This is a genomic window from Rhizobium phaseoli (assembly GCF_010668805.1).
Taxonomy (GTDB): Bacteria; Pseudomonadota; Alphaproteobacteria; order Rhizobiales; family Rhizobiaceae; genus Rhizobium; species Rhizobium phaseoli_A.
In genome coordinates, this window is record NZ_WUFT01000021.1 from 49534 (window position 1) to 74519 (window position 24986).

Sequence of the window (24986 nt, forward strand, 5' to 3'; positions counted from 1 at the left end):
CAATGGACGTCCTTTTGATCTCCCTCGTCTTTGTCAGTGCCTGAAAGCCGGGCCTGAAATTCGGCGGAGTGGGCGTGCTGCTGCCGACCCCGACCCGGATTCAACGGCGCCTGACCGTTCTGGCTGCGCTCGGCTGCGTGCTGCTGCAGATCGCTGCCATGATCTTTCATCTATCCCCGCGGCGAAGTCCCCGCCCTGCCGCTCAATGTCATCCTGCTTGCCCTTTCAGCTTTCATCCTATGGGACCGCAGCAAGAGGGCGCCGATCATGCCGCGCCAATGACGGATCGGGAACCACGCGTTTTTCGCATCTTTGTCCGTTTGGCGCGACAAAGCCGCGAAGTCAGCTACCGCGCGCGCTGAAGTAGGAATTTGTTAAGGACGACGAGGCGTTTACTGCCAAGCGGACAAAGCAACCCATCGCAATGAATGCGGTTTCCTATGCTCCCCATAAAACACAACAAAATAAAGAATGCTCATGGCTGAAATCATTCCGTTTCCAAATCCTGTCTCCAACGCTTCGATAGACGTTCAGCACCTCAAAAACGCAGACGGGTCGTACGGCAACCTGGAGATGGATAAAATGCTGCAGGCGCGTGCTCGGATCCAACAGGTTTTGGACGACCTCGACCGATTAAGCTTCGAGTCGCATAGGCAGTCATGACGTCTTGTGGGTAAGGGCGGCGACGACGCGATCGGCCATGAAGGCGCAGCGGGCACCGTCAAACGGGAACAGCGCCGAGAATGCGCCGGAGAGCTGTTTTTCGATCGACTGGCGCATCATCTTCCGCGCCCGGTGGAGCCGCGTCTTCGCGGTTTCGGCTCTTATGCCGAGGTAGGATGCGGCCTCGTTGGTGCTCATACCCTCGACATCACGCAGCACAAAAATGGTGCGAAAATCATCGGGAAGTTCGTCGACCGCTTGTTCGAGGAGATGCCGCGCCTGGCTCCGCGACAGCTCGGTTTCAGGATCTGTCGTGGAAGACGGAAACTGGACTATCTGCCCACTCGCCGACGTTGCCTGCATGTCGATTTCCTCCAGCCCGGTGGTGTTCTTCCGAGCCCGTACCCGGCCCAACGCCTCGTTGAGCGTAATTCGGGTCAGCCATGTCGAAAGCTCCGCCTCACCCCGGAACGTCGCCAGGTTGATGAAGGCCTTGATGTAAGACGCCTGAACGACGTCTTCCGCTTCCGCATCATTGCGGATTACGGCGCGCGCGGTGCGGAACAGGCGCTGATTGTGACGCTGGATGATGGCGCGGATGGCGGGCTCGTCGCCGATTTTTGCAAGGGGCATGAGGTCGGCGTCGGAAAGGGTCGACTGAAGCGGCCGGCGTCGCGCGACCGGAACCGGAATGGCTGTCATGGAAATCTCCGCTACCCCGTCTTTCCGAGGAGCCCGGCCTTATGGCCGGACGTCCAGTTTGCCCGTCATGGCGGGATGAAAGCGGCAGTAGAAATCGACCGCTCCCGCTCGGCTGATTATCATGCGGCCTTCCGATTTCGGCGGCAGATCGATGTCGAAGCTTTTGTCGCGCGCCGTCGCCGTATGCCGGAATATATCATCATTCCGCCAGACGATCACATCGCCGACATGCAGTTCGGCAGGCGGCGCGCTGAATTTCATTCCCGCAATGGTCACCTGATAATCCGCCGCAACGGCAAACCCGCTGCCTGTCCAGAGCAGCACAAACAGCAGCGGCAGCGATTTCATCAGTAAGCGCATCGCAAGCCTACTTCATCATCGAGGCAAGATGCTCGGCATGCATCTGGTGCTGCTTGAACAGGGTCAGGCCGGTTTCCAGGAGCGACTTGAGCTCTTTATTCTTAGCCGAGGGGATCAGCACATCGGCAAGCGCTGAGTTGACCGACTTGTGATAGGCGACTTCGTTTTCGACATAGGCCTTGTCGAAGGCCGCACCGTCGAGAGCGCCGAGCGTCGTCAGTTCCTTGCTCGCCTCTGCCGACAGCGACTGGCTGACGGCATTGTCTTCAGGCGTCACCTTCAACTTCTTGACGAGGGCGAGCGCCTGATCGTTGACGGCCTTGTGGTCGCGCTCCATGGTCTTGGCGAATTCGATGACTTCGGCATTCTTGCTTTTCTTCAGCGCCTGTTCTGCGGCGGTGACGTCGATTTGCCCGGCCGTATAGGCGATATGAGCGATCTGAGGGTCGGTCGGCTTGGCATCGGCGGCGATCGAAACCGTGCCGAGCGAGGCCGCTATCAGCGCTGCACCGAAAATTCGTTTCAACATGATCTGTCTCCCTAGTGTCCATGTGACGGAATGCTCCGCGGCGGTGGTGCGCCTTTGGAAGCAGGCATTGGATGCAGATCGGTCGAAAAGGTTCCCGGAATTTTTTGCGACGGTCGACGCATTCTTTTCGAGTTCCTGCTCACCCACAGTTTGAAACACCGGCGTCAACTTGTGCTCGACAGCGGTAAATAACATGACTAGAGAACTCATGTTATTTACCGCTATCGCCGCCGCTCCAAGCGCCAAGGAGCCGGGGTGCCAGTCAAAGGAGTGGTCCATGTCCCGCCGCCGCAAGGCTTTTTCTGCCTTGGCAATGTCCCTATCGCTTTTCCTGCCGGCAACGCTGCATGCCGAGAGTTCGTTTCTCGATCACCGCGGCAAGACGATCACCTTCGAGAAGCCGCCGGAACGGGTGGTGACGATCGTGCGGTCGGCGCCGATCATCTATCGCGCCATAGACGGGACGGCGGGTCATATCGCCGGCATGAACAAGGATTCGCTGGTGCGTTACTTCACCAAGGGCATCTACGCCGAGATGCTGCCCGAGATGGCGAAGATCAATGCCAGCGCCGCCCAGGATGGTTTCGTACCGAATGTCGAGGCAATCCTGGCTGAGAAGCCTGATGCCGTGATCCAGTGGACCCATGATCAAAAGCTCATCGAGCCGCTAGAGCGCGTCGGCCTGACCGTTGTCGGCTGGCAGTGCTGCACGGAACAGGATCGCCTCGATTACATCTCGCTGACCGGGTATATGACCGGCCACAACGACCGCGCCCAGGCGATCCTGAAGGCGCAGGCCGAAACGTTGAAGGCGCTCGACGGCAAAGTCGCCAAGCTTGACAAAGCAGCGCTTCCCTCCGTCCTGCACATCGACAAGGTGGCTGACCAGATCCAGGTCATTGCCAACGGTTCGCAGGACCTCTCGCTCAGCGGAGTGACCAACCCGGCCGCCGACAAGACAGGGGAATGGTGGCGCACCGTCGATTTCGAACAGCTGCTGGTCTGGAACCCCGACATCATCATCATTCCGGCCTATGCGAGCGACCTCAATCCCAAGGATTTCTTCGACAATCCGCTCCTTGCCAATCTCAAGGCGGTCAAGGAGAAGCGCGTCTACAAGCAGCCGGTTTTCGCCCGCACGCCCGATGCGCCGGAAATCTTTCTGACCTCTGAATGGCTGGCGGCCGTCGCCCATGGCACCGACTTTGCGCCGGATTTCAGAAAGCAGATTCGCGATGTCTACAAGCTGATCTACGGTGCAGATCTGACGGACGATCAACTGAAGGCGATCCTCGAATCCGAAAGCAACACTCCGACGGACAAATATGTCCAGCTCTTCGGTTAACCCACGCGCTAGCGAAGCTGCGCGTCGGGCAGGTGAACCTGCGCGGTCGGCTAGCGAACCTGCGCAGCCAGCAAGCGAAGCTGCGCAGCCGGCAAGCGCAACTGTTCCCGGCTTGGCAGGGCGGAAACTGGCTTCGGTTTCCGTCCTTCCGGCCCTGATCGGCCTCCTCGTCGCCGCCATCCTCTATTCGGTGACGATCGGCCGCTACGACCTGTCGATGCGGGATGTCGCCTATATCCTGATCGACAACGTCCACCCGTTGGTCACGCCCTATTGGGATCCGGTGCAGGAGGTCGTCGTCGAGCAGGTCCGGCTGCCGCGCATCATGGCGGCTGTTATCGTCGGCTTCGGCCTGGCGATCTCGGGGGCGGCGCTGCAAGGGCTCTTCCGCAATCCGCTGGTCGATCCCGGCATCATCGGCGTGACATCGGGCGCCGGTTTCGGCGGGACGCCAGCGCCAGCTGGTGATGATCGCCCAGGCGCTGGCATCGGAATGCGAACTCCTGGTTCTCGATGAACCCTGCGCCGCGCTCGATTACAAGAACCAGGACAAGGTCCTGCGCCTGCTCGCGCATTTGAGGGATCGGCACGCCATGACGATCGCCTTTTCCACTCACATGCCGCAGCACGCGGTGGAGATTGCGAGCGACGTTCTGCTGATGACCAGCGGTAGCCGCTATGTCTTGGGATCGACCGCGGAAGCGCTGAGCGCCGAAAACCTGACCGATCTCTACGACCTGCCGATCGCGCGCGCGGATTTCGACGGATTAGCCAAACACACTTACGCGCCCGTCTTTCGTCATGAAGGAGCCCGTTTCGATGGCTGACGCCGCTACGCCGGGAAAAGGCATCGCCTATATCCATTGGGGCAATAGCTGGCAGCTGCGAAGCTTCCAGGATTTTCGTCACTATATCGACGCTCTCATCTATATCCACGACCTGCCGAAGGTCGATCTGTCTCCTTACGCCGCGGTCGTCATGCCGGATGCGATGGATACAGCCGCAGCGCTTCCGCATGCGCCGCAGCTCAACGCTTATCTCAAAGACGGCGGTTTTCTCGTCGTCTGCCTGCAGGGCCATGCCGATTGGCTCGACATTCCGGGACTTGAGTGGACGCCCGGAAACTGCCGCGACTGGCTGTGGTGGACGAAGGGCGAAAAGCTGGAGGTCAGGCTCTCCGAGCCGCACCATCCGATCACCGAAAGCCTGCCGCTTTCGCATATGAGCTGGCATTGGGGCGGCTCCTACAATGTTCCGGAAGGCGCGCGCTCCATTCTTGAGATCGACGGTGGAAGTGGCAGCCTGTTTCTCGATTTTCCGTCGCTGCCGGGCGGCGGACGCCTGCTGCTCGCGACGCTGGACCCGCATTCGCACAATGGCCAGCGCTTTATGCCGGCGACCACGCGTTTCCTCCGGTCCTTCTATCCCTGGCTGAACCGCGAGCTCGGGATTGAGCGGCCGGCCGGAAACCGGTTCACCTATCTGCAATGCTCACATGTCCCGTCGGAATGGCATCCGGACGGATTGGAGGACAGCCTCGGAGGCGCCGGCTTCGAAACCTCCTTCGCTCCGCTTCATCAGCTCGACCCCGAACTGCTTGGAAAGACTGACACGCTCTACATTCCAAGCAGCCACGACGAGTTTTTCCTCAAGAGCCAGGCCGAGAATCTCATCCGGTTTCTCTCTCAAGGCGGAAATCTGATCATCGCCGCGGAGCCATGCCAGCCATGGCTGCCCTTCATGGCGCCGTTTCACGCCGTTCCCCCGCGTCCTTTCACCAATATCAAGGTTCGCATACGCGACGACCGCTTCGGGATCTTTTCCGATCTCGGGGAGGGCTTCGACGGCTGGAAAGGCGTTTTCGGCCAGTATGTGCGCGGATGGACCGATCCGCCTCCCGGCGCGATCTGGCTGACCGATATCGGCTCCGAGCATGATCCGAAGCCGGCCGACTGGATCTGGCAGTATCCGACCCCGACGGGCCGCGGCGGATATGTCTTCATGCACAATGGCGACAACATGACCCGCTATCCCGATCATGGCCCGAAAAAGGAAGCGCTGCTCGCCAATATCGCCGTCGCGTTGAGAAAGCTCTCCACCGGCGAATTGTTGTTTTAGCCTTTCTCCAAGCCCCTCGGATCAGCCGCCACTTTGGAAACGCGTGGCGGCCGCCCAATCATAATCGAAAATACGTCGATGCTATCCGTTTTGCGCGCAAACCATTTGGGCGGGGCGGCGCCGAAGCACTTTTTTAAGCGTTGCCGCCTTGGATGGGATCGCGGTTGTCACCGGGACAGCGGCACAATTGGTCCGCTGGGATACGGGAATATGACATGGTCCATAGCAGTTGTGCATTTATCATCCGCCGCCGGTCTTACGGCTGCGGTGCATTGCGCTGAGGCTCGGTGTCCATGGTCGAGACAACGAACGGCCCGGGTTTGAACGGGGTGTATCAGGGTCGAGTTTCTGAAGATCCGGACAGCATTGAAGCGAGAACCGATCTCAATGATCAGAAAGCCAGATTCTCAGCCGAGATCGCGGCATTGGCGACGGCTGTCCAGGGCGGAGATCTGACGCAGCGGATGAAAGCCGACTATGCCGATACGGATCTCTCCCGTTCGGCCGCTATCCTCAATGAGCTGATCATGTCAATTGGCGATAATCTGTCCGATTTCAACGACGCGATGGCTGCTCTCGCCCACGGGGATCTCCATGGAGGCATGCGAGACAAACCTCGCGGCGCCTTCGGACAATTGCAGAAGAACTTCAATCTCGCCCTAGCGACGATCCGCACGGTGCTGGGGGAGCGGGGTTCAGACCAGTTTGCCGACAAGGCGACGAGATTTCGCCGGATGCTGGCGGGCTTCAGATCAAACGGGGTCGCTTCCGAAATCCGGGTCTCCGATGAAGAATCGCGGCCAATTCCTTCGCCTCCCCATGATCTCTGGCTGAAGCTTGCCGATGCGCTGGATGGTTTCTCGGCCTGAACATGACCGCGCCACAACCGCAATCGCCGTTGTGGCGCGCCAATGTGTTTCGTCGTCAGAAGGGGTAATGCTGAGCGGAATCCTCGATCGTGATCCAACGCAGATCGGTGAATTCGGCGATTGCCGCCTTGCCGCCGAAACGGCCGTAACCGCTGCCCTTGACGCCGCCGAAAGGCATTTGCGCCTCGTCGTGCACGGTCGGGCCATTGATATGGCAGATGCCGGATTCGATGCGTGCGGCAACCGCCATCGCCCGCTGGATGTTGCGGCTGAAGACCGCGGAAGACAGGCCGTATTCGGTGTCGTTGGCGATGCGGATCGCTTCTTCCTCGCCGGAGACGCGAATGATCGGCTTGACCGGGCCGAAGGATTCTTCCGCATAGACGCGCATGTCGGATGTGACGTGATCGAGCAGCGTCGCCTCGACCACGGTGCCGGAGCGCTTGCCGCCGGCCACAAGTTTTGCCCCCTTGGCCGTCGCATCGGCGATCAACTCCTCCATTTTCTTGGCGGCGTCGAGGCTGATCAGCGAGCCGAGCACGACGTGGCCGCGCGGATCGCCGGCCGGGAGTTGGCTGGCGCGGGCGGCGAGTTTGGCAACGAACTGATCGGCGATGGTCTCGTCGACGATGATCCGCTCCGTCGACATGCATATCTGCCCCTGATGCATGAAGGCGCCGAATGTCGCGGCATTGACCGCGCCGTCGATATCGGCGTCGTCGAGAATCACTAGCGGGGCCTTGCCGCCGAGTTCGAGGAGGGCAGGCTTGAGGTGCTTGCCGCAGGTCTCGGCGATGATCTTGCCGACTTTGGTCGATCCGGTGAAGTTGACGCGCTTGACGGCAGGATGGGCGATCAGCGCGGCGACGATCTCAGGCGCATCCTCAGGCGCGTTGGTGATGACGTTGAGGACGCCGGCCGGCAGGCCGGCTTCGGTCAGTACCGTGGCGATCAGCCGATGCGTGCCCGGGCATTGTTCGGACGCTTTGAGGATGGCGGTGTTGCCGCAGGCAATCGGCATGGCGATGGCGCGGGTCGCGAGGATGACGGGCGCGTTCCAGGGGGCAATCGCCAGGCAGACGCCGGCCGCCTGACGAACGCCCATGGCGAGCGTGCCGGGTTTGTTGGAGGGAATGATTTCGCCTGAGATCTGCGTCGTCATGGCGCCGGCCTCACGCAGGATGTTGGCGGCGAACATGACATTGAAGCCGGCCCAGGGCGCGGTGGCGCCGGTTTCCTCGATCATCAGCCGGGTGAACTCGTCCACCTTGGAATCCATGATGTCTGCGGCCTTCATCAGGATCGCGCGGCGCTGGCCGGGGCCGGTCTTCGACCAGGTGCCGAAGGCGGCGGAGGCGGCATCGACGGCTGCGGCTGCATCCTCCAGGCTTGCCGCGGCGGCGCGGCTGGCGAGCTTTTCGGTGAAGGGGTCGATGCGGTCATAGGTCCGGCCGTCGGAGGCCGGGCGGTCTGCGCCGTTGATCAGCAGGGAAATATTCATCGTGGGTCTCCTTTGAGAACGACTAGAAGCCGAGGACGTCGGCGTTGATGGATGCTTCGAGGCCACCGTCGGCCGCGAGATTGGCGCCGTTGATCCAGCGCCCGCCGTCTGAGCAAAGGAAGAGCACGGCGGGCGCGATATCGGCGGCGGTGCCGGCGCGGCCGACGCGGGTAATGTCGCTGTCGACCCTGGCGTCGCCGAGCACGGCGCGGAACTGCTTGAGGATCGGCGTTTCCACCGGCCCGGGGCTGACCGCATTGACGCGGATGCCGCGTTGCTTGAACAATGGTTGGTGGGCCGCGCGCATGGTCCAGAGCAGGAGCAGTTCCTTGGAGAGCGGGTAGCCTTGCTCGTCCTTGAGACCGTGTTCGCGGGCGATCGCCGCCACATCGGGAAAACCCTCGATTGACGTCAGCGATTTCGCCCGTTCGAGATTGGCGCGCCAGCCGTAACCGGCGATCGAGGCCACGTTGACGATGGCGCCGCCTTCGCGCAGTCGCGGGGCGACGGCTTCCGACAGGGCGCGCAGCCCGTAGAAATTGACGGCGAGCGTCGAGACGACGCCGGTGTTGCCGGAAAGGCCGGCGACATTGGCGAGCGCATCGAGACGCGCCGGGAGCCGTGCAACGATCTCGGCAACGCCCGATGGCGTGGACAGATCGCCCTTGATGAAGGCGGCACTTCCGCTGGCCGGGTCGCGCACATCGACGCCGATGACCTCTGCGCCCATCTGGCCGGCCAGCTCCGCCGTCCGGGCGCCGATGCCGGAGGCCACGCCGGTCACCAGGATTGTTTTACCAAAAAGCATGAGCATCACCTTTCGCTGGAGAGTCCGGAAGCAAGCCGGCTCATTCCTTCCATTTGATCTTGTTCGGACCGGGCAATTTCAGCCGGTAGCCGACGGGCAGAAGTTGCAGGTCGAAGCGGCGCTCGATTTCGCCCCAAAGGCCGCGCGGCAGATAAAGGGAGAAAATCAGGGCGGTGGCGCCGAGGCCGATCAGGTACCAGACGCCGGCTCCGCCGAAGAAGGTCTCGATCATAAAGAACAGAATTGCGCCGAGGATCGCGCCTTCGAACTTGCCGATCCCGCCGACCAGCACCATGAAGATCATGTAGGCCGTCCATTGGACGCTGAAATAGGTCTTCGGCTGGAAGGTGGTGGCAGTCGCAAGCCACAGGCCTCCGGCGACCGCGATGCCGAAAGCGGCGAGCACGAAGAGCAGCCTCTTGGTGGCGATCACGCGCACGCCGACCGAGGTCGCCGCTTCTTCATTGTCGCGGATCGCCTGCATGGCCGCGCCCGCGCGGCTGCGCATCAGCATGAAGAGCGCACCGAGCAGGGCGGTCATGGCTATCAATGCCAGCCAGTAGATTGTCGCCCGCCGTGTGCCGCTGTCATAGACGTTGAGCGAGATCAGCGAGGTTCCGGTTTCCCCCTGGATCAGCCGGTCGAGATTGACGAGCAGGTGAGCGAGTTCGGCGATGACCCACATGCCGATTGCGAATTCGCCGCCCTTCAGCCGCAGCATGAACAGCGAAAGCGGGATCGACAGCACGCCGGTCACGATCGCGGCCGCAAAGAGGGCGATGAAGGGATCGAGCCCGGCATCGGCGAGCCGAATGGTGAAATAGGCGCCTAGGCCGAAGAACACCTGTTGGCCGACCGAAACCAGCCCGCCGAAGCCGGCGAGCGCATTCCACATGGCCGCAAGGATCACATAGATGAACAGGGCCGTCATCCGGTCGATCGCGCCTGCGCCGAGGACGGCGGGTGCGAAGATCAGCAGGACAAGCACCGCGGCCATGGAGCCAAGCGCCACCCGCGACGATTTTGTCCAGCGCTCTATCGATATTCCGTTGGAGACGAATGTCATGTCGGGCTCCGGAGACGTGCGCGAAGGTTGAAAAACACACCAAGCTTGTCGAGTTGAGGCATGCCGAAGCGGGACAGCCTGACGAAAAGCACCAGCAGGAAGACGGCGTGGCCGCCGATCAGGAAGCCTTGCGGATGCAATTGCGCACCGAGCGATTGGGCAAGGCCGAGAGCGATGCCGCCGGCAAGCGTGCCCCACAGCGATCCCGCTCCGCCGATGACTGCCGTCTCGAAAGCAAAGAGAAGCTGCGGGCCGCCGGCATAGGGGCTGAAAGTTGCCCGCATCCCGAGAAAGGCCCCGGCAATCCCGATGGTGACCATGGTGATTGCGGTGGCGACGGCATTGACCCTGCGTGCATCGATGCCGACCAATCCAGCCGTGTCGGGATCTTCCGCCGTGGCGCGGATGGCGCGGCCGAGCGCAAACCGGCCGAGGAAGAACTGCAGTCCCCCGAGAATGAAGACTGCCGTCACCATCATCATCACCGCAAGCTTGCCGACGAAGATATGGCCCGGCAGCTGCCAGGATGCATAGGAAAGGTTGCCGATGAAGGGCGCGAGCGATCGTGTGTCGGCGCCGAACTGCTCGAACAGCAGATTGTCGATGACGATCGACAGGCCGAAGGTCGTCAGGATCGGCAGCAGCGTGCCGCCGCGAGCACTGCGTTCGAGGATGAAGCGCTGCAGCAGCCAGCCGAGGACAGCCATGACGGGCAGCACGATCAGCAGGCCGGCGAAAGGTGGAATGCCGGCTTTGGCGGCGAGCAGCCACAGCCCATAGGCGGCCGCGATCGCCAGGCTGCCATGGGCGAGATTGATGATCCGCATGACGGAGAACATGAAGGACAGGCCGCAGGCGATGACGGCGTAATAGCCGCCGAGCAAGATGCCTTGGATCAGGGTGTTGATCATGATGCACTCCTTTCGCCGGCGGCCCGGTGCAATCCGAAATAGGCCTGGGTGACGTGCTCGCGGGTGACTGAGGCAGCCGGCCTGTCGAGGACGATGCGTCCTTCCAGCATGCAGATGACACGGCTTGCCACGCTCATGGCGCGGGCAAGATCCTGCTCCACGAGCACGATGGTCGTTCCCGACGTTAGCAATGCCTGCAGCTGGGCGTAGACGCGATCGACGACCAGGGGCGAAAGTCCGAGCGAGACTTCGTCCAGCAGAAGAATATCGGGATTGCTCATCAGCGCCCGGCCGATGGCGGTCGCCTGCTGTTCGCCGCCCGAGAGATGCCCGGTCTTGGCGTGGCGGCGGGGTTTGAGGTTCGGGAAGGCGTCGAGGACGCGGTCGACGCTCCACTCGCCCTTGCGACCGCAGCTCTTTCCGAGAAGCAGGTTCTCTTCCACTGTCATCTGCGAGAAAAGGCGCCGGCCCTCCGGCACCAGGGCGATGCCCTTGGCGATCCGTTTGTGGGAGGGGACGGCGGTCAGATCTTTATCGTTGAGAAGAACTTGGCCGGAGAATGGAAGATGGGCGCCGGCGATTGATCTGAGCAGCGTCGTCTTGCCGGCGCCATTGGCGCCGACCAGTGCCAGTACCTCGCCCTTGGCGATATCGAAACTGACGCCGCGCACCGCCTGAAGCAAGCCGTGGCGGACGTCGAGGTCGCGGATGGAGAGGAGGCTCATGCAGGTGTCCCTCCGAGATAGGCCTTGACCACCTCCGCATTGCTCATGACCATTTTCGGCTCACCGTCGGCGATGATCCTGCCGGCGTCCATGCAGATCAGCCTTTCCGCCACCTGCAGGAGGATATGGACGATATGTTCGATCCAGACGATGCCGATGCCGCGGCGGCGCAATTCGAGGATCGTTTCCACCAGCTCGCTCGCCTCGCCATCGGTCAGTCCTCCGCCGATCTCGTCGAGCAGCAGCAGCCTCGGCTGCGTGGCCAGCGCACGGGCAAGCTCCAGGCGTTTGCGATCGAGAAGGCCGAGCGTGTCGGCCGGGCGGTTGGCGACGTCGAGCATGCCGCAGAGCGTCAGCGAATCCACCACCCGCTGATAGGCCTCGTCGCGGCTTGCGGCATTGCCGTGCGATGCGGCGACGAAGACGTTTTCGAAGGTCGTCATGCCGCTGAAGGGTTTGGGAACCTGATGGGTCCGGACGAGCCCGGAGCGGCAGCGCTCCGCCGCCGTCCGGCTGGTGACATCGGCGCCGTCGAAGGTGATGGTTCCCGCACTTGGCGGGAAGGCGCCGGCAAGCACGCTGAGCAGCGTCGTCTTGCCCGCACCATTCGGCCCGACGATGCCGACCGCATCGCCATCGCCCATGGAAAAATCCAGGTTTTCCAGGACGACGAGCGCGCCGAACTGCTTGTGGATTCCCTTGGCCGAGAGAAAGGCTCCCCCCGGCCGATTTTGAGCTAGCTGCTGCACTATCCGTTATCCGTTATAAGCGATCAGCTTGGCGCCGACCGGAACGTTGGGGTCGGTGGCGTTTTCGGTGACGACATAGTCGAGCGCGAATTTCGAGCCCTCGGCCGCCTTCACCCATTGCGTGCCGATGATCGGCCCGGGAGAGACGTTGGCGACCGGGCCGCTGGTGAAGTCGACCTTGCCGGCGATCGTCGTGGTCTTCAGCGTGCTGATCGCTTTGGCCACTGCTTCTTTACTCTTGACGTCGGTGCTGGCCTTCAGCGCATCGAAGCCGGCATCGATAAGTGCAAGGCTGGCGCCGAGCTGCTGCGTCCACTGTTTGCCGCTTGCGGTTTCGTAACCATCGGCGAGCTCGGTTCCGGACACACCGGTCAGCGTGGATTTGTAGGGGAAGGCCTTATGCCAGTAGGCGGCGCTGCCGATGTTCATCCCGAGGTCGCCGAGCGCCTCGATGTCGGAAGGAAACAGGCCTGTCTTGGCGACCTGGCAGATCTTGATCTGCTGGGTCAGACCCTGTTGCGCGGCCTGACGCCAGAAGGCGGCGAAATCTGGCGGTATCGGGAACGAATTGAAGATCTCGACGCCCTCCTGCCGGAAAAGGGCGATCTGAGCTGTAAAATCGGTGGTTCCGGTTTCATAGGCGCCGGGATCGACGATGGTGAAGCCCGCCTTGGCAAGTGCGGGCGCCAGATGGGTGCGGATCGCATTGCCGTCGGCGTCGTTGGGATACATGACGCCGACCTTCTTGTTGGTCTCGATCAGGTTCCATTGCGAAACATAGGCCTTGTGGAACTCTTCGACGCCAAAGCCGAAATGATAGGTCCACTTGAACGGCGAAGGCGCGCCCGGCTTGGCGCCGCGGCCGAAATACCAGGCCTCCCAGGGCATTACCGTCGACAGGCAGGGAACGCCGGCCGCTTCACAGGCGTCGGCCACCGGGTTGATGGTTTCGGGCGTCGAGACGGCGAGCATCAGGTCGATCGCCTGGTTGTTGATCAGGTCCTTCGCCAATTGACCGGCGCGTGAGGGATCGGACTGGGTGTCCTGGTCGAGGATCTCCACCTTCCAGGTCTTGCCGCCAGCCTGCAGGCCGTTCGCCAGCGCCTTGCGCGCGAGGTCGAGCACGTAACCGTCCGTCTCGCCGAAGCCGCCGAGCGGGCCGGTGCGCGGGCTGATGAAGCCGACCTTCAGCGTATCGCCGCTTTGAGCGAAGGCCGTGCGACCGGAGAGCGCCAGTGCTGTTCCCCCGGCTGCGGCCGATGCGATGAAAGAGCGGCGAGTGAGCGATGCCGCGTTAAATTTTCCGCTGCGGAAAATGCCGTTCATGAAATCATTCCTCCCTCTTGATGCAGACCTCTTGAGCCTGCTCCCATTGTTCATCCCGGCCGATCTGGTGATCAGATCGGGTAGTGTCGTTTTCCCGATGCCATGGTGATCCATCTCAGCTCGGTGAATTCGTCGATCGCGGCCTTGCCGCCGAAGCGCCCGTAGCCGCTTGATTTGACGCCGCCGAACGGCATCTGTGGTTCGTCGGAAACTGTGGCCTCATTGATGTGGCAGATGCCGGATTCGAGCCGCATGGCGACGGCAAGCGCGGCATTGACGTCGGCGCTGAAAACGGCGGCCGAAAGGCCATATTCATTGTCATTCGCGACCGTCACGGCCTCGTCAACGCTGCCGACCCGGACGATCGCCGCGACCGGTCCAAAACTCTCTTCGCTGTAGATGCGCATGGCCGGCGTCACGTGATCGATGACGGTCGCGTCCATCAGCGTCCCGTGGGCCTGACCGCCGCAGACGAGGACGGCACCCTTCTGCAGCGCGTCGTCGATCAGCGACCTGACGCGGCGCACAGCCTCCGCGTTGATCAGCGTCCCGAGCGGCGTGTTGCCGTCCGCTGGGTGGCCTGCGACGAGGGTCGCGGCTTTCCTCCCGAACTTGCCGACGAAGTGGTCGGCGATCTCGTCCATCAGGATGATCCGCTCCGTCGACATGCAGATCTGGCCCTGGTTCATGAAGGCGCCGAAGGCGGCGGCGCTGACGGCTTCGTCGATATCGGCGTCGGCAAGCACGATGAACGGCGCCTTGCCGCCGAGTTCGAGCAGGCAGCGCTTCAAATGCCTTGCCGAGGCTTCGGCGATGATCCTGCCGACACGGGTGGAGCCGGTGAAGTTGATGCGGCGCACGGCCGGATGGGCGATCAGGGCGGCGACGACCGCAGCGGCATCGCTCGGCGCGTTAGAGACGACATTAACGACGCCGCGCGGGAAACCGGCATCTCGCATGATGTCGCCGATCAGGCCATGGGTCTTCGGGCAAAGCTCGGAGGCTTTCAGGACAACGGTGTTGCCGCAGGCAAGCGGCATGGCGACGGCGCGGGTGCCGAGAATGATCGGCGCATTCCAGGGGGCGATGCCGACGCAGACGCCGGCCGGCTGGCGCACCGCCATCGCGAGGTTGCCGGGAATGCCCGACGGAATGAGTTCGCCCGATATTTGCGTGGTCATCGCCGCCGCCTCGCGAAGAATTTCGGCGCCGAGCCCGCAATTGATCGCTGCCCATTGTGCGGTGGCGCCGGTTTCGCCGGTCATGGCGGCAATAAGCTCCGGCGCGCGGGCCTCCAGCAGGTCGGCCGCGGCATTCAGCAGCCTGCGCCGTTCGCCGGGGCCGGTCTGTGACCAATCGGGAAAGGCGGCAGCGGCCGCATTGGCTGCCCGCGTCATGTCGGCGACGGATCCTGCCGAAGCGATGGTTGCGACATCCCCGGTCAACGGATCGATGCGTTCGAAGATGGTCCCTTCGGAAGCCTCCAGCGCCTCGTTGTTGATCATCAGCTTTGCCAAAAACACCGTTTCACCCCGCATTGTTGCCATGGGGAGAAGACGAGCGGACGCTGCAGCCCGAAAGCTGTTTAAGCGTTGCCGCGTCTGTCGGAATGCCTCCTCCCAAAGGCTGATGACGACAAGTTACGCCGATCATCTGCGGATGGAATGCGATTTATTGGGTTAATATTGTAATTATCCGGCGATTGTTGCAATGTTTGATGGAAGCGGAGGAGAGGCTTTGGCGACGGACGGGGGCATTCATCACTATGCCAGGGGCGAGTGGCATGCGCCGTCGCTGTCGCATCGGCGCATCCGTCTTCAGAAGGGGCTCTATGCCGATTTCCACCATTTCCTTCTGCTCGGGGAGGGGCGGGCCGAGCTTCACTTCGACAGCGGCGAAGATCGGCCGTTGCACGGACCGTTGCTTGCCTTCCTGCCGCCTCAGGCTCGCTGCGATCTGTCGATTTCTGCCGGAACCGCGGCCCATCTCGTCGGAACCTCGCCGCAGATTATGGTCGATGCGATCGGCGACAAGGTCGAATCCTATTCGCTGCGAATCTTCACCGAGCAGCGCAGGCTGGTCGAGGCATTGGATCCCCTGCTGATAGTCGAAATCAGTCCGCTGATTTTGGGCTTCGTCCGGGAACTCAGTGATCCCTCGCGCTCCTCCTGGATGGTGGCGTCTGCCTATATCAGGTTGATCCTGATGGCGCTGTGGCGCGGGGATGGCGAGAGAAGCGAGCCGCGCGGGCAGGGCGAAACCGGATCGATCCTGCAAAGATATCGGCAACTGGTCGAGGCCGGCTTCCGCCAGCACCGGCCGATCAGCGACTATGCCGCGGAGTTGGGCGTCACCGCCGACCGGCTTCATTCGATCTGCCAAAGGGGGCTCGGCCGTTCGCCGATCCAGCTTTTACACGAGCGCGTGGTGCATGAGGCAAAACTCAGACTGGAACGTTCGGCCCGAAATATCCAGGAAATCTCCGACAGCCTCGGCTTTCGCGACCCGACCTATTTCAGCCATTTCTTCAAACGCAAGACCGGCCTTTCCCCCGCCGGCTACCGCGACATCGCCCGCGCTTCCGCCGGCTCGGAAAACAGCATGCTGTCTTCGGGTTATGCCGATTGGCCTTAGGCTCGAGGCTCGTTGGTCAAAGCTGGAATTTGCCGGTCTTGGATCGCAGATCACATTGATATGGAAGCCCCAACAGATGAAGGACTGCAATGCGCCAATAGTAACCGTTACAACAGATCGGGTGAACGACCGTTTTGAGGCCGAAAGCCGTCGGTCGGCTTCCGGGCTCCGATTTTAGAAAGCAGACCTTGAGCCGAGCGGGCGCGTGATCTGACGCGAAGTGGACGTTCGGTCGCCCTCGGCCGAACGCACCCGCCGACGACCCCCTTCGTAAGTCCGAAATCCTTGGTTTCAGTCCCATCATTTCAGCTATAAGGTGGGAGACATCGCCCAAAGGGGATTCAAGGCCAATGCCCCCAGAGAAGAAGGACCGTTCGCCTGTTGCGCTGGAACAGCGCGACATAAGCGCCGACCAGCGCATGTTCTCACCTTCCGTTGCGCGAAATTCGGCGCCGATCCTCGCGGTCCTAAAACGTGTCCTTCCCACACGTGGCACCGTGCTGGAGATTGGATGCGGGACCGGCGAACACGTCGTGTGTTTTGCGGGAGCAATGCCCAACCTCACCTGGCAGCCGAGCGATCCGGATGCCGACGCCCGCACCAGCACCGCTAGCTGGATCAAATTCGCAGGGCTGAAGAATGTGCTGGCACCGCGGGATATTGATGTGTGCTCAGGACAATGGAGCGTCGAACAAACGGGGCATTTTGACGCCATCGTGTCGATCAATATGATCCATATCGCGCCATGGGGGGCAAGCTTAGGATTGTTCGCAGGAGCTGGCCGTTTGCTTCATGCTGGTGGGTTTCTTCTTCTCTACGGCCCATTCAAGCGCGACGGGGCACACAACTCTCCCTCGAACGCTGCTTTCGACGCGGCTCTAAAGGAGCGCAACCCATCCTGGGGTGTGCGTGATATCGCTGATCTTGAACAAGTGGGTGAGGCCGCTGGACTTAAACTCCGCGAGACGATCGAGATGCCTACCAACAATATGTTGCTGGTCTTCTCCAGCAGTAGTGCCTGAACGACAAGCGGGCGCGAAAGAGACGTGAACCTATAGCAGCATTCTGGCCCTTTGCTGCCGTTCGAGGTCGATCCGAGGACCGTGCGGTATGTGCTAGAATGGGGCCGAAGGCGGAACGCGACAGACGCACTGCGAGGGGCGGTGTGATCGAACGGACTTCGCGTGACTGAGTGCCAACGTTTTGCTCTTGGAAGGGGAGATGAGGACGATGCCGACACCAGAGCAACACAGTCTAATAGTTCGACAGAAATCCCCACCAAACATAGAGTTTCCGTTTGCGTCGCTCTCCGATCGGCTGATCCCAACCGAGCTGTTCTTCGTGCGAAACCATTTCCCGTCGCCGGACCTCGATGCGCGAGACTGGAGATTGCGCGTTGACGGGGCGGTGGAGCGGCCGATCGAACTTGACCTCGACAGCATCAAGGCGATGCGGAGCACGACTTTCACCGCCGTCGTCGAGTGCGCAGGGAACGGCCGCGTCTACTATGTGCCGCCGAAGGAGGGGTTGCAGTGGCAGAATGGAGCCGTTGGCAATGCCGCATGGACAGGTGTTCTTCTGCGCGAGATTTTGGAAATGGCGGGCGTTAAGCGAACCGCATGTGAGGTTCTGCTCGTAGGCGCAGACAGCGGCGTTGTCGACACGAACAAGAAAACGGCTTCTCCCGGCCCCATCGCTTTTGCGCGCAGTTTACCGCTTGAGAAGGCCATCGCTGACAGCACGATCCTCGCCTATTCGATGAACGAGGAGCCGTTGACGCGCGATCACGGCTACCCGCTACGCGCGGTCGTGGGTGGCTGGTTCGGCATGGCTTGGGTCAAGTGGATCACGCATATCACGGTTGTGGAGCAGCCGTTCCTTGGCTACTGGCAGGCGCGCGACTATTTCCGTTGGGAGCGCAGCCTCGGGGAACCCAGGCTGGTCCCCCTTTCGGAGATGGAGGTCAAAGCGCAGATCGCGCGTCCCGTGCAGGGGGCACGTCTCATCGCCGGCCAACCGTATCGGATTTTCGGAGCCGCCTGGAGCGGAGAGGCTGCTGTCCGGCAGGTGCAGGTCTGCACCGGAGATGGCAGGGGCTGGCGCGAGGGAAGGCTCCTCGAAACAGAACGTCCCTTTGCATGGCGCTTGTGGGAGTACATGTGGACCCCTGAAAAAGTGGGGCGATATACACTGCGATGTCGCGCGATCGATGTGGCGGGGTGCGTGCAGCCCGACCTCCCGCGTTCCGACTGTGAGAGCTACGCGGCCAATTGGATCGTTCCGGTGGAGGTTACGGTCGTTCCGGAGCCGCAGACGTACGAGGAGGAATTCGTGATCTAATCACCCGCATGGGGCGGAATGGCGGCTTTTGGCGCAACTGCGACCCGCGTTGTCACTGCGTCATGTCCGCTTTGCAGCAACAGCGACGGGTGGCTCGATGACCATTATGAAGGCGCGACAAAATTCGGGAGCACGCCAACAAGCAGAAATCGCATGAGCTTGATCTCTACTATGGAACTTCAGCATAGCGGATGATGCTCTGATTTTGTACGTTGGCGACTAATTCATCAGAACGAGACAAAAATCGGCGGAGCAAAGGTGAGGAATTTGAATCGTTGTATCCTAAGGTGAGATCAATTGTCGGAGGCACACCCTCAAGTGCTCTAGCAACGACATTTGGCGTCAGCATATTTTGCGCATAAAGCGGAATAAGCGTTATTCCACCTGTGGACACGACGAGCGACATCGCTGATGGCAGGCCGTCACCTTCGTACTCTGCCTTGAGTGTGATCCCAACTTCCGACGCGTAATCTTGGATCACGGATTGCAGTACGGGAGAAATTCTAGCCGAACTGACGTAAGTTTCGCGGGCAAGGTCCTGCGGCCGGATCTTTTTGCGCGACGTCAAGCGATGGTCCGCCGGCAGTACGGCGATCAGTGGCTCCTTGGCTAAAAACTTGAAGGACACACCAACACTCTGCGTCTCGGGGCGAAGGAAAGCGACGTCCAGCTTGCCTCGCATCAGCGCCAGAGCAAGGTCCGGGGAAGACTGACTGGACAGTATGATTTCAACCTCCGGCGCTTCCTCACGAATAATGCGCAATGCATGGGGTAGCCACACGACCTCTTGTCCTGCGAGAAAACCGATAGTGAACGACTGCTTTTGCAGCCGTTCCGCCCGCCGGGCCCCTTCCGCAGCCGCCTCGACTTGCAATAACGCCAGCCGCGCGTGATCAAGAAACACTTTGCCGGCGGCGGTGAGCGTCACGCCGCGCGGCTGCCGTTCCAGCAGTTTTACACCGATTTCGGTTTCCAGATAGCGAATTTGCCTGCTGAGTGAGGGCTGGGAAGTGTGTAGCCGCCGCTCGGCTGCGGTCAGTAAGCTTCCCTCCTCCGCAACAGCAACAAAATAGCGCAAATGCCTGAGTTCCATCGGGTCCTCGCTATACATTCAAGGCATAGCTCGAACGTACAAGGTATTTGTCTTCGATAAAGAGGGGATTTAGTCAACGTCGCAGTTTTGAGATATGATCGAACACGTCTCACCGGAGGTATTTCGCAATCAACTGTATCGAAAAACGAATGTTTAACAGGGCAGATGGAGCGACACGATGCCTACAATTACTACCACGGACGGCGTAAACATCTTCTACAAGGACTGGGGCTCAGGCCAGCCGATCGTTTTCAGCCACGGCTGGCCGCTGTCGGCGGACGACTGGGACGCCCAGATGACCTTCTTCCTTGGCCACGGCTACCGGGTGATCGCCCACGACCGGCGCGGCCACGGCCGGTCCGACCAGCCCGGCACCGGCAACGACATGGACCACTGGGTTGCCGACCTCGCGGCCTTGACCGAGCACCTCAACCTGCGCGACGCGATCCACATCGGCCACTCCACAGGTGGCGGTGAAGTGGCTCGCTATGTCGCCCGCCACCCGGAGCGCGTCGCGAAGGCGGTACTGGTCGCTTCCCTGACGCCGAACATGTACCGGAGCGAGGAAAACCCGTCCGGTCAGCAGCCGGAGTGGTTCGAAGCGATCCGCGCGGGCGTGCTGGGCAACCGGTCGCAGTTCTTTCGGTTCGTCCCTGAGAACCCGTTCTACGGTTACAACCTCGACGGGGCCGAGCCTTCGGAGGCGATCATTGCGAACTGGTGGCGCCAGGGCATGGCCGGTGGTGCCCTGGCTCACTACGCGACTGTCGACTCTTGGCTGGAAGACTATACCGAAGACCTCAAGAAGATCACCGTGCCGGTGCTGGTGATGCATGGCGAGGCCGATCAAGTCGTCCCCTTTGCAAGTTCCGTTCCGCGTGCGGTCGACCTGCTCAAAAACGGGTCGCTGAAGACCTATCCGGGCTACCCCCATGGCATGCTGACCACACATGCAGATGTCCTTAACCCCGACCTGCTCTCGTTCATCAGGTCTTGACGACATCGACCGGACCGCGGCCTTCATCCAACGTCGGCCGGACGATCTGTCACCCGGCAGTGCCGGGTGACACCTGTTGGTGCTGGTACGTGGAGCGTTCCCGGAGGGTGCTTCCGACAGTGGCAATTTGCTTGGTGCGTAGTGAAAGATGCAACTTGTCGCGCTTAAATTTTTCGTTCCGGCCGATCACTCCACCGGCCGAAATGGCCCGGCGTAACAGCGCACGATCTCTCATCCGCCCTTCGCGGTCTAGGAAGAGGCGGATCGCCCAAATCTGGCGCTGCTTCAGCGGCTTCTTGACGCCAACTTTACTTTACCGTGATGGCAATACCGCTGAGATCAGCGTTGACTTGCAGTCCTACCTGCTTGCCTGAGAGTTCGAGTTGAGCGCCCTTCTCATTGGTCATGACGATCATCTGGGCCCCTTTGCCGAGCGCGCCGCCACCGCCCGCCGCACCGTAGACCCCTGTCACATCTCGGGCGCGGCGAATATGGCGAACGGTACCATGAAAATAGGTCTTGGAAGCCCCGAAGGCGAGGCCGCCAGAGATGCCGCCGACAGAGACGGGATAGCGGTGACCATGGAAGGTCAGCGTGCCCTCGCCTCCAGAGCCGCCCACAAAGAAGGCAGCCTTGTAGACTGAGAAGCTGATCGTACCGCCGTCGGCATACGCGGAGCCGGCAAAGCTCACTCCTGCTGCAGCGATAACAGCAGCGGCGACTGAACGAAATCTGGACGAATTCTTCATGATGCGAGTCTCCTCAAAATCGAGGCTTACCCGGCCAGGAGGGCACGTCTGCGTTACTCCAAAGTCACAGTCTGAAACAGTCTCGCCCGCCATTGGTTCCAAGCACGCGGCCAGAACCCGGCTGGGAGAAGGCCGCCACGAAACGAGGCTGGTGGTAAACATAGCCTCGGTGGCAGGGCCGGTGGCCACGCTCGGCTGACTCATCTAGAGCACGAAAGCGAGGGATGCGCAAAGCTGTAAACATTTCACAACCCACAACCTTTGACGGCGGTGCTAAGATGTGCTCGGGGGCTCGTTGCGACGCCACGTACAGCGCGGTCACAGCAGATGTCTTCTTACCGTATTGAAGGCCGTGATAAATGGGCCCATGGGCATCAAGAACTATCTAATCGAAGGCGGCTCGGGTACTGGGAAGACGTCTGTCGCTACCGAACTGGAGCGGCGGGGCTACCATGTCGTCCATGGTGACCGCGTTTTGGCCTATGTCGGCGACCCCGAGACAGGCCAGTCGCTCGCAGGACCACCCGAAGGGACGGACCGCATCGCTTGGGGATACTCTCACTGGATCTGGCCTGTCGACAAGGTCCGAACGATGGCTGCCGACACCACCCATCCTGCGACGTTCTTTTGTGGCGGTTCGCGCAATTTCCACAAATTCCTGGACCTGTTCGATAAGGTGTTCGTGCTCGACATCGACGTTGAGACGTTGAACCGACGGCTGGATGGGCGGCCGAATGAGCCGGGCTTCGAGCCGGCCGAGCGGGCCCTTGTCCTAAGCTACCATCGTAGCCGGGAGTATCTTCCTGCCGGCAATAATATCGACACGGCGAATAGCGTCCCAAGTGTCGTCGACGATATCCTCGCTCAACTCACCTGAAGCCCGGCAGGCTTGTGATCGGGAAGGAAGCAACTGATTAGTGCGAGAAAGACGCTGGCTGCCTTACGGTTCACTGGCGGCGTTGTCGGTTTCATAGCCGACCGGCCGTTCTAAGAATGACAAACCGGGCGTCCTGACGGCCGTCTTGAGGGCGCGAAGCTGCCGAAGCACTTCTGCAGTTGTCGGCCTGCGCCAGACGATTTTTGCCGCCGCCGCAGTGCATGACCTCGGATGACCGGTCTACGGCATGGAATATGAGAGACGCTTGCGCTTCCTGCGCGAGCAGGTTATCCACTGAACTGGATGGTTCAGTATTTAAGTTCTCCCCTCGATCTCTCGTTTGCGGCGCTGTCCGATGCGACCCGCCGCGGGATCGTTGATCAGCTTGGGCGAGGGGACGCGTCGATCACCAGTCTCGCGGAGAAGTTCCAGATGACGCTGACCGGCATTAAGAAGCACGTCCAGGTTCTTGAGCGGGCGGGGCTCGTCGTCACGCAGAAGGTCGGACGGGTGAGGACCTGCAAGCTTGGGAAACGTGGCCTCGAGGCGGAGGCCGCGTGGATCGAGGCGCATCGCAAGCTCTTCGAGGCCCGCTTCGAAGCATTGGACGAGATCATCAGCGAAATGAAACAGGAGGGAAGCGATGACTGAGCAAGTTAACAGTGCAGCCGGTGCACAGAACCGCACGTCAGTCGAGCGCAGAGGGGATCGCGAACTCTTGGTAACGCGGATATTCGATGCGCCGCCGAGCACGGTTTACAAGGCGTGGAGCCAGCCCGAGCTGTTCCAGCGCTGGTGGGTACCAAAATCGGTGTCCGGCATTTCGCTCGTATCGTGCGATATGGACGTCCGTACCGGCGGCAAATATCGGCTGGAATTCGGCGCCGGCGGTTCGGACACCATGGCTTTCTATGGCAAGTATCTCGAGGTTGTGCCGAATGAGCGCATCGTCTGGACCAACGACGAGGGCGAAGAGGGCGCGATCACGACCGTGACCTTCGAGGACCAAGGCGGGAAGACGCTCCTGATTTTCCGCGAAGTCTATCCGTCCAAGGAGGCGCTTGAGGAAGCACTGCAGGGCTCGGCTGCCGCATTTCCGGAGCAGTTGGAGCAGCTCGACGAATTGCTTTCCAGCCCAGGCGAGTAGCGCGGGTCGGGAAACTCGCCTCAGGGGAACGTCTCTCTTGACGTCGAAGAGCAGACCGACCTTACGATAGCGCGAAAATTCTAACTTCCCGCCCGATGCCCTGAAGTTCCGCCATCCGCGAGGCGGAGCTGATGCCGCTGTCACGCAGGATTTCCGAAACCTTGATATCCCAGACGATCGCCTCCGTCGTCATGATCACATTGGGATCGGCAAGGCCCTGGACGCGGGAGGCGATATTGACGGTCTGGCCGAAATAGTCCTGCCGGTCGTTCAGGTTGACTGCGAGGCATGGTCCTTCATGGATGCCGATCTTCAGCAGGAGATCGTCGCTGCCGTGTTCGGCATTCAGACGAAGCATCGCCTCCCGCATCCGAAGTGCGGCCGCCACGGCGCGGTCCGGGCTCGGAAAGGTCGCCATCACGGCATCGCCGATGGTTTTGACGACCGCGCCGGCCTCTGTTGCGACGATCTCGTGCAGAACCCTGAAATGCGCCCGCACCAGATCGAAAGCGGCAAGATCCCCGACGCGCTCGTAAAGCGCGGTCGAGCCTCTCAGGTCGGTGAAGAGGAAGGTCAGGCTGGTGATTTTGAGGCGCTGGTCGACGTCGAGCGTGTCGGTCCGATAGATGTCGCGGAAACTCTGGTTGGTCAGCAGGCGTTTGGCTGTCAGAAAAGCCCGCCTGCTACCCAGCAGATCGTGCAGGTCATCTCCTGCGATGCAAACGTTTGGTACGACCCTGCTATCGGTGTGGTTTTCGAGGGTCAGCCGCAGCAAGCCGGGACGCAGCGTGACCGTTTCGTTCAGCGCATGCCCCCGACTGATGACCATTGAGAGGTTTTGACGTTCGTCGGTAGGCTCGCCCTTCACGTCGATGAACTGTGCCGAGTGTGTGACCGCATCGAAGATGATGACGAATTGCGCCGGCAGTTGCAGTGAGACGAAAGCTTTCTCGCCCGGAGCCAGCTCGATCATCTCCAACATGATGCGCGCGAACCGCGCTTCCAGATCCTCCGGCAAGTCGACGCCGGAGCTGAAGAAGATTTGGCGGTAGTATTCAAGCGGCGGCAGCCGATCGGGGTCGTGGGCAGCGATCCTGCGAACGCGCGGACTGACTGTGAACGTTACCTCGACCATCTCGTCGAGGGTGGGTTCGTATCCGGCGGCGCAGAGCGCACAATGATACGTCTCATGGACGACCCCTTTGAGAGTTGCGCCGCTGTCGAGAACACCGCCGCATCCCGGGCAAAGGACATTCCAGGTCATCTCGAACGCGCCTATGCGGGCTGCATGCAGAAACGCTGCGATCGTTTTCTCTTCATCGAGATGATGCGTCTTGGCGAAGGCGAGCGCATTGATGCGGTTGAGATCGCCATCGGAGCCGTGCGTGACGACGTTTTCGATGCACTCGACCGTCTTCGGGTCAGCCGCCTGCCGCAGGGTGGCAAAAAGCACGTCCATTTCACTCATGAGACAAGT

At 61.1% G+C, this 24986-nt stretch carries 27 protein-coding genes and 1 pseudogene; 14 read left to right on the forward strand and 14 right to left on the reverse strand.

The genetic code is table 11. The features are described 5' to 3' along the window. Positions 1 to 62: 62 nt before the first annotated feature. Both GR197_RS26275 and GR197_RS26280 read left to right on the forward strand, forming a co-directional pair. Positions 63 to 282, forward strand: a pseudogene (locus GR197_RS26275) (DoxX family protein); the annotation flags it as partial. A 195-nt stretch (positions 283 to 477) separates the two neighbouring features. Next, positions 478 to 663, forward strand: a complete 186-nt coding sequence (locus GR197_RS26280; RefSeq protein ID WP_246724695.1) for a hypothetical protein — start codon at positions 478 to 480, stop codon at positions 661 to 663. Here GR197_RS26280 and GR197_RS26285 read toward each other — a convergent pair. The 3 genes from GR197_RS26285 to GR197_RS26295 are packed head-to-tail and all read right to left on the reverse strand — an operon-like array spanning position 658 to position 2254. Next, positions 658 to 1365 (reverse strand): RNA polymerase sigma factor, encoded by a 708-nt coding sequence (locus GR197_RS26285; protein ID WP_164014918.1) that lies wholly within the window; start codon positions 1363 to 1365, stop codon positions 658 to 660. The two genes, GR197_RS26280 and GR197_RS26285, sit on opposite strands and share 6 nt — an antisense overlap. Before the next feature lie 39 nt (positions 1366 to 1404). After that, on the reverse strand, positions 1405 to 1725 hold the full coding sequence (locus GR197_RS26290) for a cupredoxin domain-containing protein (RefSeq protein ID WP_164014920.1): 321 nt from the start codon (positions 1723 to 1725) through the stop codon (positions 1405 to 1407). 7 nt (positions 1726 to 1732) lie between these two features. Next, positions 1733 to 2254 carry a DUF4142 domain-containing protein gene (locus tag GR197_RS26295; RefSeq protein WP_164014922.1) on the reverse strand — a complete coding sequence of 174 codons (522 nt, stop codon included), beginning with the start codon at positions 2252 to 2254 and terminating at the stop codon, positions 1733 to 1735. A 277-nt stretch (positions 2255 to 2531) separates the two neighbouring features. On the opposite strand from GR197_RS26295, the gene GR197_RS26300 reads away from it, so the two are divergent. The 5 genes from GR197_RS26300 (at position 2532) to GR197_RS26320 (ending at position 6586) form a co-directional block, all read left to right on the forward strand. Beyond that, entirely contained in the window at positions 2532 to 3599 is a 1068-nt protein-coding gene (locus GR197_RS26300) for an ABC transporter substrate-binding protein (protein ID WP_164014924.1), read from the forward strand. Between the two features lie 112 nt (positions 3600 to 3711). Beyond that, positions 3712 to 4116, forward strand: coding sequence for an iron chelate uptake ABC transporter family permease subunit (locus GR197_RS26305; protein ID WP_246724696.1), 405 nt, complete (start codon positions 3712 to 3714; stop codon positions 4114 to 4116). Continuing rightward, positions 4067 to 4426 (forward strand): ABC transporter ATP-binding protein, encoded by a 360-nt coding sequence (locus GR197_RS26310; RefSeq protein WP_246724697.1) that lies wholly within the window; start codon positions 4067 to 4069, stop codon positions 4424 to 4426. The genes GR197_RS26305 and GR197_RS26310 overlap by 50 nt, the downstream gene beginning before the upstream one ends. Continuing rightward, positions 4419 to 5717 carry a hypothetical protein gene (locus tag GR197_RS26315; protein WP_164014926.1) on the forward strand — a complete coding sequence of 433 codons (1299 nt, stop codon included), beginning with the start codon at positions 4419 to 4421 and terminating at the stop codon, positions 5715 to 5717. The genes GR197_RS26310 and GR197_RS26315 overlap by 8 nt, the downstream gene beginning before the upstream one ends. A 293-nt stretch (positions 5718 to 6010) precedes the next feature. Further along, entirely contained in the window at positions 6011 to 6586 is a 576-nt protein-coding gene (locus GR197_RS26320) for a methyl-accepting chemotaxis protein (protein WP_164014928.1), read from the forward strand. 55 nt (positions 6587 to 6641) lie between these two features. On the opposite strand, the gene GR197_RS26325 is transcribed toward GR197_RS26320, so the two are convergent. From GR197_RS26325 to GR197_RS26360, 8 genes are all read right to left on the reverse strand, one after another. Next, entirely contained in the window at positions 6642 to 8087 is a 1446-nt protein-coding gene (locus GR197_RS26325) for an aldehyde dehydrogenase (protein WP_164014930.1), read from the reverse strand. 22 nt (positions 8088 to 8109) lie between these two features. Next, entirely contained in the window at positions 8110 to 8895 is a 786-nt protein-coding gene (locus tag GR197_RS26330; protein WP_164014932.1) for a coniferyl-alcohol dehydrogenase, read from the reverse strand. A gap of 40 nt (positions 8896 to 8935) precedes the next feature. Then, positions 8936 to 9961, reverse strand: a complete 1026-nt coding sequence (locus tag GR197_RS26335) for a branched-chain amino acid ABC transporter permease (RefSeq protein WP_164014934.1) — start codon at positions 9959 to 9961, stop codon at positions 8936 to 8938. Continuing rightward, complete coding sequence (locus tag GR197_RS26340; protein WP_164014936.1) at positions 9958 to 10872, reverse strand: branched-chain amino acid ABC transporter permease; 915 nt, start codon at positions 10870 to 10872, stop codon at positions 9958 to 9960. The genes GR197_RS26335 and GR197_RS26340 overlap by 4 nt, the downstream gene beginning before the upstream one ends. After that, a complete protein-coding gene (locus GR197_RS26345; RefSeq protein ID WP_164014938.1) occupies positions 10869 to 11597 on the reverse strand; it encodes an ABC transporter ATP-binding protein in 729 nt (242 codons plus the stop codon). Before GR197_RS26345 ends, GR197_RS26340 begins: the two co-directional genes overlap by 4 nt. Further along, on the reverse strand, positions 11594 to 12346 hold the full coding sequence (locus GR197_RS26350; RefSeq protein ID WP_164014940.1) for an ABC transporter ATP-binding protein: 753 nt from the start codon (positions 12344 to 12346) through the stop codon (positions 11594 to 11596). The genes GR197_RS26345 and GR197_RS26350 overlap by 4 nt, the downstream gene beginning before the upstream one ends. A gap of 6 nt (positions 12347 to 12352) precedes the next feature. Next, entirely contained in the window at positions 12353 to 13672 is a 1320-nt protein-coding gene (locus tag GR197_RS26355; protein WP_164014942.1) for an ABC transporter substrate-binding protein, read from the reverse strand. 71 nt (positions 13673 to 13743) lie between these two features. Next, the gene (locus tag GR197_RS26360; protein ID WP_164015014.1) at positions 13744 to 15210 is read right to left on the reverse strand and encodes an aldehyde dehydrogenase; all 1467 of its coding nucleotides are present in this window, start codon (positions 15208 to 15210) and stop codon (positions 13744 to 13746) included. A gap of 199 nt (positions 15211 to 15409) precedes the next feature. Here GR197_RS26360 and GR197_RS26365 point away from each other — a divergent pair, with 199 nt between their 5' ends. From GR197_RS26365 to GR197_RS26375, 3 genes are all read left to right on the forward strand, one after another. Beyond that, positions 15410 to 16306, forward strand: a complete 897-nt coding sequence (locus GR197_RS26365) for a helix-turn-helix transcriptional regulator (RefSeq protein WP_164014944.1) — start codon at positions 15410 to 15412, stop codon at positions 16304 to 16306. A 350-nt stretch (positions 16307 to 16656) separates the two neighbouring features. Next, positions 16657 to 17328, forward strand: a complete 672-nt coding sequence (locus GR197_RS26370; protein ID WP_164014946.1) for a DUF938 domain-containing protein — start codon at positions 16657 to 16659, stop codon at positions 17326 to 17328. Positions 17329 to 17536: 208 nt separating this feature from the next. Further along, positions 17537 to 18646, forward strand: coding sequence for a sulfite oxidase (locus GR197_RS26375; protein ID WP_246724698.1), 1110 nt, complete (start codon positions 17537 to 17539; stop codon positions 18644 to 18646). A 169-nt stretch (positions 18647 to 18815) separates the two neighbouring features. On the opposite strand, the gene GR197_RS26380 is transcribed toward GR197_RS26375, so the two are convergent. Beyond that, on the reverse strand, positions 18816 to 19739 hold the full coding sequence (locus tag GR197_RS26380; protein WP_164014950.1) for a LysR family transcriptional regulator: 924 nt from the start codon (positions 19737 to 19739) through the stop codon (positions 18816 to 18818). A gap of 178 nt (positions 19740 to 19917) precedes the next feature. On the opposite strand from GR197_RS26380, the gene GR197_RS26385 reads away from it, so the two are divergent. Beyond that, positions 19918 to 20736, forward strand: a complete 819-nt coding sequence (locus GR197_RS26385) for an alpha/beta fold hydrolase (protein ID WP_164014952.1) — start codon at positions 19918 to 19920, stop codon at positions 20734 to 20736. Positions 20737 to 21044: 308 nt separating this feature from the next. On the opposite strand, the gene GR197_RS26395 is transcribed toward GR197_RS26385, so the two are convergent. Next, on the reverse strand, positions 21045 to 21485 hold the full coding sequence (locus GR197_RS26395; protein ID WP_164014954.1) for a hypothetical protein: 441 nt from the start codon (positions 21483 to 21485) through the stop codon (positions 21045 to 21047). Positions 21486 to 21852: 367 nt separating this feature from the next. Here GR197_RS26395 and GR197_RS26400 point away from each other — a divergent pair, with 367 nt between their 5' ends. From GR197_RS26400 to GR197_RS26410, 3 genes are all read left to right on the forward strand, one after another. Beyond that, positions 21853 to 22362: a nucleoside kinase gene (locus GR197_RS26400; RefSeq protein WP_164014956.1), complete on the forward strand. Its 510-nt coding sequence runs from the start codon at positions 21853 to 21855 to the stop codon at positions 22360 to 22362. 303 nt (positions 22363 to 22665) lie between these two features. Further along, positions 22666 to 23013, forward strand: a complete 348-nt coding sequence (locus GR197_RS26405; RefSeq protein ID WP_164014958.1) for an ArsR/SmtB family transcription factor — start codon at positions 22666 to 22668, stop codon at positions 23011 to 23013. Then, positions 23006 to 23509, forward strand: coding sequence for an SRPBCC family protein (locus GR197_RS26410; protein WP_164014960.1), 504 nt, complete (start codon positions 23006 to 23008; stop codon positions 23507 to 23509). The genes GR197_RS26405 and GR197_RS26410 overlap by 8 nt, the downstream gene beginning before the upstream one ends. A 61-nt stretch (positions 23510 to 23570) precedes the next feature. On the opposite strand, the gene GR197_RS26415 is transcribed toward GR197_RS26410, so the two are convergent. Next, complete coding sequence (locus GR197_RS26415; protein ID WP_164014962.1) at positions 23571 to 24977, reverse strand: adenylate/guanylate cyclase domain-containing protein; 1407 nt, start codon at positions 24975 to 24977, stop codon at positions 23571 to 23573. Positions 24978 to 24986: the final 9 nt, after the last annotated feature.